This window comes from Winogradskyella sediminis, from assembly GCF_003387355.1.
Lineage (GTDB): Bacteria > Bacteroidota > Bacteroidia > Flavobacteriales > Flavobacteriaceae > Winogradskyella > Winogradskyella sediminis.
Genome location: NZ_QUNH01000002.1, coordinates 958,769 through 970,265, shown reverse-complemented (window position 1 = coordinate 970,265; position 11,497 = coordinate 958,769). Strand labels below are relative to the sequence as shown.

Sequence of the window (11,497 nt, the reverse complement as noted above, 5' to 3'; positions counted from 1 at the left end):
AAAGCACAATCTACTAAATGTAAATTGTGCTTTTTTTTATGCAATAGAATAAAATCTGATGTTATTACTTTATTTCTTTAAGAGCATTATCAATTAATATTCTTAAGTGCTCTTTATGTGCTTTACTCGAAACATTTCCACTAGGTGCAGCCATAGTTCTTATTTGCTTTAAATTATAAAGTGCCATTGATTTTGCATTATTAGAGTAACGGCTATTTTGCTTTCCAGTTAACATAGCAATAAGCCTATTTGTATATGCTATTTGTAAATTTTGTCTGAATGAATTCACATTCCCATAAATATCAGCTTTAAAAATGGCTGTATTTAAATCAGTCATAAATCGGGACAAGTTGTAGGCGTTACCATAAAGTTCACTATCTGTAATTCTCTGTAACGTATTATAATGCAAAATATGATTTAGTACATTTTTCTGATAAGTTAAAACCTGTTGGTGAATTTTAGGGTCTTCTGGACCTCTCATAAAACCAAACCCACGCCGTTGCATCGCCAAATCATTATATAAATCACTTGGTGCACTAAAAGCCGTTGGAGCAAATGCATAAGACGTTAAAGCTTTCATTGCACGCTTTTGTTCTTGTAAGCTTACTGGAGTAAAAGGCTGCGTTCCACCTTTTTGACCAATCATAGCTCTATCCACATAAACACCACCTATAAATCTAGAAATAATGTTTACTGCAGTAGCACGTTGCCTACTTAACAAATAATAAGCACGCCTTAGTTCTTGGTACGATTGTCCGGTTTTAGAAAATTTAGTTTTAACATCGTTCATCATGCTATCCACTAACTTAATTCTATCAATTGAGTACCCGATTTGATCATTAGATAAATCGCCTACCATAACTCTTGGGTCAATGGCTTTTCCGGGAACTCTCATATCATCAGCGTCATTACCAAATATCAATTCTGGTTCAGTAGATCTATTTAATAAGGCTACTTTTTCACCTTCAGTTGTAAACGGCGTATATCCAAACTGAATAGCCCAAACATCATAAGGCCCAACTGATGTATCGTAATACTGACCTTGTTTCGTTCTATCGTTAGTTAAGTTAATACCAGCATAATCCATTACTGAACCCGTTAGACATTTACCTTCGATAAATGCTTTATCTGCGAGCTGTTCTGGTGAAAATAATTGACTCGCTTTCATATTATGATTTAAGCCCAATGTATGTCCTACTTCGTGCATTATTAAAGCTAGCATTGCTTCCTTTTTCATGCGAGCCATTTCCAAATCAGATCCACCAGCAGCTTCTACTACGGCTTGACCGAACAAGGTATTTTCATGCATTACATGGCCAAAAGAACATAGCACTGTATTTTTTTGTAGATATTCTGAAGCATTAAATTCTACGTCTGCTTTGGCCAAATCAAATAACTGATCGTAAAATACTCTATTGGTAAAATGTATATATTCTAACATGATGTCTGCACCAATAATTTCTCCAGTTTTTGGATTTACAAAACTTGGCCCATAACCTCCAAAAGGTGGATTGGGAGAAGACGTCCATCGTAATACATTATAATTTATATCTCCAGCATCCCAGTCCGCATCGTCTGGTTGCATTTTTACCACCATGGCATTTTTAAATCCAGCTTTTTCAAATGCTTTATTCCATTCTAAAACCCCTTGTTTAATAGTTTCTCTCCACTCAACAGGTGTTGAATTTTCCATCCACCATGTTATGGGCTTCACTGGTTCAGAAATTGCTGCTTCAGGATCTTTTTTAACAAGATTCCAACGATGAACTAAATCTTTAAACGGTACTGAATTTGTTGCGGTTTGGTCGTTAACCTGCGTGGTAAAATAGCCCACTCTAGGATCATCAAAGCGTGGTTTGTAGTCATTATCAGGCATGGCAATTAAACTGTGAAAGACCTTTATACTTACATTTCTACCATCTGCCAAAGCTTGTGACCCTCCATTTAAAACCGAAGGTTTTGAATAGACATATTCAACTTCAAGATTGGTATTATCTTCATAATTTTTTATGGTGTTAATTTTTGTTTTAGTCTTATCTAAGTTACCAAGGCTAAAAGCCATAGGACTAGCTCCAGGAAAACGTGGAGGTTTAACCTGAGAAAATGTTTCTTTTAAAAATAATCCATCTGCCTTAATTAGATATAAACCTGCTTTCTCGTCCTGCGCTTCAATTTTTACTGTGGCCATGATACCTTCACTGGTATTAGCTTCTTGAGATTTAGAAATGGCACTATTAGGATCGAAATAAAAAGAGGTATTTTGAGAAACAAACTCTATCTTATTATAATACTTTTTAACCTTAAATATTTTAGAACCACCATAAGCACCTCTAAAACGACCAGCATCTACAACTCCGTTAGAAATTTGATTAAAATGAATAAAATCCTTTCCTAAATGATTTTCGCTAATAAGCATTTGCAAGGATCCTGTAATGGTATCTCTATACATTGTAAAGAGACCTTCAATTTTCTTACTCGATTTTGTAAGGTCTTTTATTGATTTTTCTTTTTTGGAAGACGGAGCAGCTGTCTCCGTTTTACTTTTTTTGTTTTTCTTTTTCCGCTGAGCTTCTACATTTTGAGGAGCAAGAAAGGCACTCAATAATAATGCTACTGAGAAAAACCTTACGACAGATCGTTTTTTGATGTTCATAATGATAACTTATTAGTTCGTTTATGTTTGAAGAGATACAAGATAAGCATTATCTAGCAAACACTTATAATTACATAAAACACTATAAATCAGCTATTTAAAACAGACAAATTCTAAACGACTCGTTGCAAGAAGCATAAGTTTAAGATGATAACCCTCTTAACATCTATTAAAATTGGAATACAAAGAAGTGAATTATACCGCATTAAAAAAGTTCTGAGCTTTAGAATATGTGATCTCATCAAAGTGAGAAATCACCACATTTGCTCTAGTATAATCCTGACCGGAAGAATGTTCACTTTTAAAACCTACACAAAAAATACCTGCAGAATGCGCAGCTTTAATACCATTAGTAGAATCTTCAATAACCATACATTCCGACTTTTTAAAACCAGTATGTGCCGCAGCTTTTAAAAAGATTTCGGGATGCGGTTTCGACTTTTTTAAATCTGCACCACTAAATTTTCCTATAAAAAAAGGATTCAATTCAAAACGAGTAAATATGCGGTTAATATTAGGCATAGAAGCAGACGAGGCTACAACTAACTTTAAGCCATTGGCATGGTAATCTTTTATACGCTCTAAAACCCCTTCTATTAAGGTTAAATCAGAATCATGCTCAAACAAGTATTTAAAATGCTTTCGTTTAATAGCTACTAAGTGCTCTGGATTTACGGTTAAATTAAAATGATCCACTAACCGTTTACAAATATTAATAGTAGATTGTCCGGTAAAGGATTCGTAAAGCACATCATCAACATTAATATTCACATCATTAAACATCAGATAATAAGCTTTTCGATGTAATGGTTCTGTATCTACAATTACACCATCCATATCAAATAAAACCGCTTTTAACATACCTACTACTTTAATTTGAGGCGAAGATAAAAAAGTAAATGTTATAGCGGAATTTATACCAGCAACATTCTCATTATTGTTCTATTAAATTATATGTAATTTTACCACTTGATATTTATCTCTTAAAGATGGCAAAAAAAGGACGCGAGAAGAACACTAATAATAAAGCAAAACACAGCAAACTTATTGCTCAGAAAAAGAATAAGCTAAAATCTAAATCCGAACAACGCCAAGCGCGCTTAAAAGCTATTATGGATAAAGCCAAAGCTTCTAAATCTTAAACACTTCGTTTTGAGTAAAAAAAAATCCAAAACTAAATATGAAGCTTTGGATTTTAAAATTTTGATGGTTATAGTTTTATTTTACGTTATCAATAATACGCTGTACAACTTCAGGATTCAACAAAGTACTTGTGTCTCCTAATTGATCGAATTCGTTTGTAGCAATCTTTCTTAAGATTCGACGCATAATTTTTCCTGATCTCGTTTTAGGCAACCCTTCTGTAAATTGAATTTTATCTAGCTTGGCAATAGGTCCAATGCGATCTGTAATAAGCTGATTAATTTCATTTCTTAAATTTCCATGATGTCTACTTTCACCAACATCTTTTAATGTTACATAACCATACAATGCATTTCCTTTAACATCGTGCGGAAATCCTACAATAGCAGATTCTGAAACTGCAGGATGTTCATTAATAGCATCTTCAATTGGAGCTGTGCCTAAATTATGGCCAGAAACTATAATAACATCATCTACGCGTCCTGTAATTCTGTAATACCCAACCTCGTCTCTAAGCGCACCATCACCAGTAAAATACATATTTTCATAAGCAGAAAAATACGTGTCTTTATAGCGTTGGTGATTTCCCCAAATGGTTCTTGCCATAGATGGCCAAGGAAATTTAATACACAAGCGCCCTTCGACCTGATTCCCTTTAATAACCTGACCATTTTCATCCATCAACGCAGGCTGAACACCTATAAACGGTAGCGTTGCATAAGTAGGTTTTGTCGGTGTAGAAAAAGGGATTGGTGTAATCATAATTCCACCCGTTTCGGTCTGCCACCACGTATCTACAATTGGGCTTTTCTTCTTTCCGACGTTTTCATCATACCAGTGCCATGCTTCCTCATTAATAGGTTCTCCAACAGACCCTAAAACTTTTAGTGAAGATAAGTCATATTTATCTACAAATTCAGCGCCTTGTTTTGCCAATGCTCTAATAGCCGTTGGTGCAGTATAAAATTGTGTAATTTTATGTTTCTCTACAATATCCCAAAAACGTCCGTAATCAGGATAACTCGGTACACCTTCAAACATTACGGAAGTTGCTCCATTTGCTAAAGGGCCATACACAATATAACTATGACCAGTAATCCAACCTATATCTGCTGTGCACCAATACACATCATTATCGCGATATTGAAATACATTTTTGAACGTATAAGCGGAATATACCATATAACCGGCAATAGAATGTACCATACCTTTGGGTTTACCAGTAGAGCCCGAAGTATATAAAATAAATAATGGGTCTTCAGCATCCATAACTTCGGCGGTGCATTCTCCATACGCATCATCTAAAAGCGGCTGCAACCACACATCTCGTCCTTCTTTCATTTGCACATCTGAATTTATACGATTTACCACTAATACAGATTTTATACATGGAGCATCATTGAGCGCTTCATCTACAATACCTTTTAAATCAATAGTTTTAGAACCTCGATAAGAACCATCTGATGTAATTACCATTTTGGCATTACAATCGTTAATGCGTGAAACAATAGCTGAAGACGAAAAGCCTGCAAAAATAACAGAGTGAATGGCACCTATTCTCGCACATGCCAACACTGCAATAGCCAATTCTGGAATCATTGGTAAATAAATACAAACCACATCACCTTTCTTAATTCCTTGATCTTTTAATACATTGGCAAACTTACAAACACGCTCATGTAACTGATTGTAAGTTATATGTTCTGCCGTTTCCTCAGGATTATTAGGTTCGAATAAAATAGCGGTTTTATCACCTCTGGTATGTAAATGTCTATCGATGCAGTTTTCGGTTATATTAAGTTTTGCATTTTCAAACCATTTGAATTCAGCATTTTTAAAATCGTAACTTAAAACGTTAGACCACCGTTTTTTCCACACAAAATGTTCTTCAGCAATTTCCTCCCAAAATTGTTCTGGATTGCGTACTGATTTTCTATAAACCTGAAAATATTCTTCAAATTGTTTAATGTGATAATTACTCATATATAGTGTTTAGTTTATTTGGGTTAAAAAGGTAGTTATTTTGAATTAAAAAAGGAAGTTTCTTCATCTGTTAATAATCGCGAATGAATTAAGAATCGAAGTCCCAAAGGAATTTCTAACGAAAAACTTGCTCCTCTCCCTTCTGTAATATCTATTGTAAGGTGCGTGTGTTTCCAATATTCAAATTGATCTTGATTCATATAAAAATTCACACCTTCAACGGTTCCCAAAAGAATATCACTTTCATCTAAATACATATCTCCTTTTTCAAAAATCATAGGAGCAGAACCATCGCAGCATCCTCCACTTTGATGAAAAATTAATTCACCATGTTTGGCTTTAAGTTGTTTAACAACCTCTGCTGCTTTATCTGTTATTTCTACACGTTTCATATCTTAAAATATAATAAAAAAAGGCCGAATTAAAATTACTAATTCAGCCCTAATTAGCTATTAATAAAAGCTTAAAAGAAGCCTAATTTATTTTTATCATAAGAAATCAGCATGTTTTTGGTTTGTCTATAATGGCTCATCATCATTAAGTGGTTCTCTCTACCAAATCCAGATTTTTTATACCCACCAAATGGTGCGTGTGCAGGATAAGCATGGTAACAATTTACCCAAACACGACCAGCTTTAATAGCTCTTGGTACTTGGTAAAGCTGATGTGCATCTCTAGTCCACACACCCGCTCCAAGGCCATACATCGTATCGTTTGCAATTTCGATAGCCTCTTCTACATCCTTAAACTTTGTAACACAAACGACTGGGCCAAAAATCTCTTCTTGAAAAACTCTCATTTTATTATGCCCCTCTAAAATTGTAGGTTTAATATAATAACCGTTTGCCAAATCTCCCTCTAAGATATTAGCTTCTCCTCCGGTTAAAACCTTTGCTCCTTCCTCTTTTCCGATTTTGAAATAGGATTGTATTTTTTCATACTGATCATTAGAAGCTTGGGCACCAACCATAGAATTCACATCATAAGGACTTGTTTGAACAATGGCTTCTGTGCGCTCAATAACACGTTTCATAAACGCATCATAAATATCTTCTTGCACCAAGATTCTTGAAGGGCACGTACATACCTCACCTTGATTGAATGCAAATAAAACAGCTCCTTCTATGGCTTTATCTAAAAAGGCATCATCCTCATCCATAACGCTATTAAAAAAGACGTTTGGCGACTTACCTCCGAGCTCCATGGTCACAGGATTAAGATTTTTTGAAGCATACTGCATAATTAATTGACCTGTAGTAGTTTCACCAGTAAAAGCCACCTTATCTACTTTAGAACTAGACGCTAACGGTTTACCTGCTTCGGGACCAAAGCCGTGTACTACATTTACTACACCTGGAGGAAAAACATCTGCTATTTTCTCCATTAATAAGGTGGCCGATGCCGGAGTTTGTTCTGCTGGTTTTAGAACCACACAGTTACCAGTAGCTAAAGCTGGAGGTAATTTCCAAGACAACATTAAAAGTGGAAAATTCCACGGAATAATTTGTCCGACAACACCTAACGGTTCTTTTATGTTCATCGATAAAGTATGCTGATCTAATTCTGTAGCGCTACCTTCTTCCGATCGAATACACGCTGCAAAATAGCGCCAGTGATCTATAGATAAAGGCACATCTGCATTTAGAGTTTCACGGATAGGCTTTCCATTATCACAGGTTTCAACTACAGCAAATTCTTCTAAATTTGCCTCAATTATATCAGCTACTTTATTTAAAAGTGTAGCACGCTCAGTAGCAGAAGTATTTCCCCAAGCCTCTTTCGCTGCATTAGCTGCTTCAACAGCATTTTCGATATCTTCTTTTTGAGATCTCGGATATTTTGCGATAACACTTCCATCTACAGGAGAGGTGTTTTCAAAATATTCTCCACCTACAGGTGGTACAAATTTTCCGTTTATAAAATTGGAATACTTGTCTTTAAATTCTGGTTTAGAATAGCTCATACCTTAATTTGTTTTATTGTTAATTATACATTTATTTAGCACAAAAATTATTTATAATTTAGTTTTGATAAAGTTATTTTATCAAATTTCAATTTTATTGAACATATTTATTATATTTTTGAACATATCTCTTATTAACAATTTTTAAGCGTATTTTTTTGTAATATTGAATATGAGCCATTTATTATCTCAACATAAAAGCCATAGAAAACTTACGACTTTAGTAGAAAATAGAACGACGTATAATGCCGAATATGCTGAGTTAAATATCTACGAAACGCATATCGCAGCAGAACAAGTAGCGTTAAAATTTGACTTTCCAATAATTGCAAGCATGCTTACTGGTAAAAAAGTCATGCACATCGACGGTTTTGATGCCTTTGATTTTTTTCCTGGTGAATCTGTTGTGATGCCTACAAATAAAGAGATGATCATAGATTTTCCGATTGCTACAAAAACGGAACCAACACAATGTTTAGCTTTGGGTATCGATGCATTTAAAATTGAAGAAGTGGTAGGAAAATTTAATCACAGTGTGGCTATTGAAAACGAAAACAACAATTGGGATATAGATCAATCTGCATCACACCTTATAAATAATACCGATGTTAATCATTTAATAGAACGCTTAACGTATACATTTACACACTCAAATACATCTAAGGATGTTTTATTAGATTTAATGATTCAAGAATTAATTGTTAGATTACTGCAAACCAAAGCAAAATCCCTAATTACAAATGACACACATATTTTTAATGATACCCGAATTGGCACTGTAATTAAATTTATAAAAGATAATTTAACCAATAAGGATATTACCGTCGATCAGTTAGCAGCAAAAGCATACATGAGTACCTCCCATTTTCATAAGCAGTTTAAAAATACCTTAGGCATTTCCCCTATCGATTATATTAATTCGGAAAAAATTAAATTTTCTAAAAAGCTTATTAAATCTTCACCTCACTTAAGAATGTCTGATATTGCTTATAAATCCGGATTCAATAATACTAGTTACTTCAACAGACAATTTAAGAAAACTGAAATGATGACGCCACAACAGTTTAAAATGTCTATAAGTAGGTAACTATTTCTCTTTTATACGTTTCGCATAGGCTTTGAGTTCTACTAATACTTTGGGAGCTAAAATTAGCGTAGCTATCATCGTTGGGATGGCCATGAGTGCGAATACGCCATCAATTAGGTTAATCATCATCGATAGGCTTGTTGTTGCTCCAATAAAAATACTAAGAATATAGATATAGTTGTAATAATGTTTCTTATCCGCCCCAAAAAGAAAAGACATACATTTGGTTCCATAATAGGAGTACGAAAAAAGCGAGCTCAAACTAAACACCGCAATACAAATAAGTAATAAGTATTTACCATAACCAGGCATTACATCGGCAAAGGCAGAAGCTGTAAGACTTACACCATTATTAGATGTGGTTTCCCAAACACCTGTTACTAGTATAGCCAACGCCGTTAAAGTACATACAACTAAGGTATCTATCGCTGGTCCTAACATGGCAACTAACCCTTCGCGAATGGGTTCATCTGTTCTTGCAGCACCATGTGCCATTGGCGCAGTACCAATTCCCGCTTCATTAGAAAATGCTCCACGTTTAACTCCATGAAGAATTAGTGCTCCTAAAACACCACCTAAAAACGTATCATCTTTTGGGTAGTAACTTGCAGCAAAAGCATCCGTAAAAATCAGTTTTAAATAGTACACTAACACATCACTATGTGCAATAAGAATAAAAATTACTAATATAAAGTATAGCGCCACCATACTTGGCACTAAGCGCGATGCCACAGTACCAATACGTTTAATACCACCTAAAATAACCAAGCCAGTAATAAAAACTAAAACAACTCCGATAGTAAGGTTAGTGTACAAACCTATTTGTACTCCGTTTGGTACTAATAGAATATCGTTTAAAGCCTGAGTAAGTTGGTTAACATTAAACACAGGCAAAGCTCCAATAAGTCCGCAAAGACTAAAAAATATAGCTAAAGGTTTCCAAGATTTCCCTAAACCTTCTGTAATAAAATACATAGGACCACCTTGAATTTCACCAGCAGTATCCTTACCTCTATACATAATAGCTAAACTTGAAGTAAAAAACTTGGTAGACATACCTACTACAGCGCTGATCCACATCCAGAAAACAGCGCCAGGACCACCTACAGAAATAGCCACGGCAACTCCGGCTATATTTCCCATACCAACAGTTGCAGAAAGTGCCGTTGTTAAAGCTTGAAAATGCGAAATATCACCAGGATCGTCAGGGTCATCGAATTTGCCACGAAGCACATTTAAAGCGTGCCCTAAATACCTAAATGGCAAGAAATGAGAACGAATTAATAAATATAAACCGCCTCCAATTAATAATATAAGCAAGGGTAAACCCCAAGCTAATGCTGAAAACTTACTTAGTACTTGATTTAAAATTTCCATAGATTATAAATGTAGTAAACTGTTTGAATTTATTGAGTCCGGTTTCATATTAATTTATAGTTAAAAATAATGTCTTAACAATTGCAAACTAAACTATAAGTTTTAATGTAACTCGAAAATAGTACATTTGCATACCAACCATTCTAATTTGAGCACAAATCGTTTATACTTTATCGATGCTGTAAGAGCATTTGCTATTTTAATGATGCTACAAGGGCATTTTATAGATACGCTTTTAGAGACTTCTTACCGTAGCGATAGTTACATGGCTTTTAAAATCTGGGAATATTTTAGAGGTATTACTGCACCCACTTTTTTTACTATTTCAGGACTTATTTTTTCTTATTTATTAATAAGAGCTAAACAAAGTGGCACTATAAAAAAACGAATGTATAAAGGCCTTACTCGAGGAGTTATGCTTATTAGTGTTGGGTATATATTGCGTGCTCCTATTTTTCAATGGCTCACAGGTGAATTTTCGAGTTATTTTTTAATTATCGATGTTTTACAATGTATAGGATTATCACTTATACTCGTAGTTTGCATTTACAAAATTACTTTTCATAAAACCTTGTTTTTCTCCATTCTAATGCTTCTTTTAGGAATAACAATTTTCTTAACTGAACCAATATATCGACACTTAGAATTACCCGAAATTCCTAAGGTGTTTTCAAATTATGTTTCTAAATCTAATGGCTCTGTTTTCACTATTATACCTTGGTTTGGTTATGTTGCGTTAGGAGCTTTTATTGCCACATTATTTTATCGTTATGTAGAACGACCAAAATTTAAAATAGCCATTGTCTCAGGTTTTTTTATTGTTGGAATGGCACTTATTTTTGGATCTTCGGAATTATTAATGCATCTCTATTTCGCTTTTGATATTTCCATTTTTAAGGAAGTGGCTTATTATAATTATTTATTTGCAAGGTTAGGCAATGTATTCATTTTATTCGGCTTATTTTACTTGGCAGAACGCTACATTAAACAACCTTTAATTCTTAAAATTGGTCAAAAAACGCTCTCTATTTATGTCATTCATTTTATTATAATCTATGGGAGTTTTACCGGCTTTGGACTACATCAAATTATTGGCAGAACGCTAGAACCTTGGCAAGCTATTTTTGGAGCTATAGCATTTCTTTCTGTGGTATGTTTTATTTCATTTTATTATGCTAAAACAAACGAATTTGTGTATTCTAACGTACAAAAAATTATTGCCAAATTTAAAGATAAAACGTAGTCTCCATTTAGCACCTATACGTTATAACCTCTGTATTTAAACGCGCAC

General features: G+C 34.2%; 9 protein-coding genes. 3 read left to right on the top strand and 6 right to left on the bottom strand.

Annotated features, from left to right (window positions below):
- Positions 1–64 precede the first annotated feature (64 nt).
- Together C8N41_RS11665 and C8N41_RS11660 are read right to left on the bottom strand one after the other, a co-directional pair.
- Positions 65–2,653, bottom strand: coding sequence for a zinc-dependent metalloprotease (locus tag C8N41_RS11665; RefSeq protein ID WP_115839375.1), 2,589 nt, complete (start codon positions 2,651–2,653; stop codon positions 65–67).
- 195 nt (positions 2,654–2,848) lie between these two features.
- Positions 2,849–3,514 (bottom strand): HAD family hydrolase, encoded by a 666-nt coding sequence (locus C8N41_RS11660; protein WP_115839374.1) that lies wholly within the window; start codon positions 3,512–3,514, stop codon positions 2,849–2,851.
- A 128-nt stretch (positions 3,515–3,642) separates the two neighbouring features.
- Here C8N41_RS11660 and C8N41_RS16985 point away from each other — a divergent pair, with 128 nt between their 5' ends.
- Positions 3,643–3,795 (top strand): hypothetical protein, encoded by a 153-nt coding sequence (locus C8N41_RS16985; RefSeq protein ID WP_170137119.1) that lies wholly within the window; start codon positions 3,643–3,645, stop codon positions 3,793–3,795.
- A 76-nt stretch (positions 3,796–3,871) separates the two neighbouring features.
- On the opposite strand, the gene acs is transcribed toward C8N41_RS16985, so the two are convergent.
- From acs to C8N41_RS11645, 3 genes are all read right to left on the bottom strand, one after another.
- Positions 3,872–5,779, bottom strand: a complete 1,908-nt coding sequence (gene acs, locus C8N41_RS11655; protein WP_115839373.1) for an acetate--CoA ligase — start codon at positions 5,777–5,779, stop codon at positions 3,872–3,874.
- 35 nt (positions 5,780–5,814) lie between these two features.
- The gene (locus C8N41_RS11650; RefSeq protein WP_115839372.1) at positions 5,815–6,171 is read right to left on the bottom strand and encodes a DUF779 domain-containing protein; all 357 of its coding nucleotides are present in this window, start codon (positions 6,169–6,171) and stop codon (positions 5,815–5,817) included.
- 71 nt (positions 6,172–6,242) lie between these two features.
- Entirely contained in the window at positions 6,243–7,742 is a 1,500-nt protein-coding gene (locus tag C8N41_RS11645) for an aldehyde dehydrogenase family protein (protein ID WP_092447323.1), read from the bottom strand.
- A 172-nt stretch (positions 7,743–7,914) separates the two neighbouring features.
- On the opposite strand from C8N41_RS11645, the gene C8N41_RS11640 reads away from it, so the two are divergent.
- Positions 7,915–8,829: an AraC family transcriptional regulator gene (locus C8N41_RS11640; protein ID WP_092447322.1), complete on the top strand. Its 915-nt coding sequence runs from the start codon at positions 7,915–7,917 to the stop codon at positions 8,827–8,829.
- Here C8N41_RS11640 and C8N41_RS11635 read toward each other — a convergent pair whose 3' ends face one another.
- Positions 8,830–10,206 carry an alanine/glycine:cation symporter family protein gene (locus C8N41_RS11635; RefSeq protein ID WP_115839371.1) on the bottom strand — a complete coding sequence of 459 codons (1,377 nt, stop codon included), beginning with the start codon at positions 10,204–10,206 and terminating at the stop codon, positions 8,830–8,832.
- Between the two features lie 148 nt (positions 10,207–10,354).
- Between C8N41_RS11635 and C8N41_RS11630 the strand changes: the two genes are divergently transcribed.
- Positions 10,355–11,449 carry a heparan-alpha-glucosaminide N-acetyltransferase domain-containing protein gene (locus tag C8N41_RS11630; protein ID WP_115839370.1) on the top strand — a complete coding sequence of 365 codons (1,095 nt, stop codon included), beginning with the start codon at positions 10,355–10,357 and terminating at the stop codon, positions 11,447–11,449.
- Positions 11,450–11,497 lie beyond the last annotated feature (48 nt).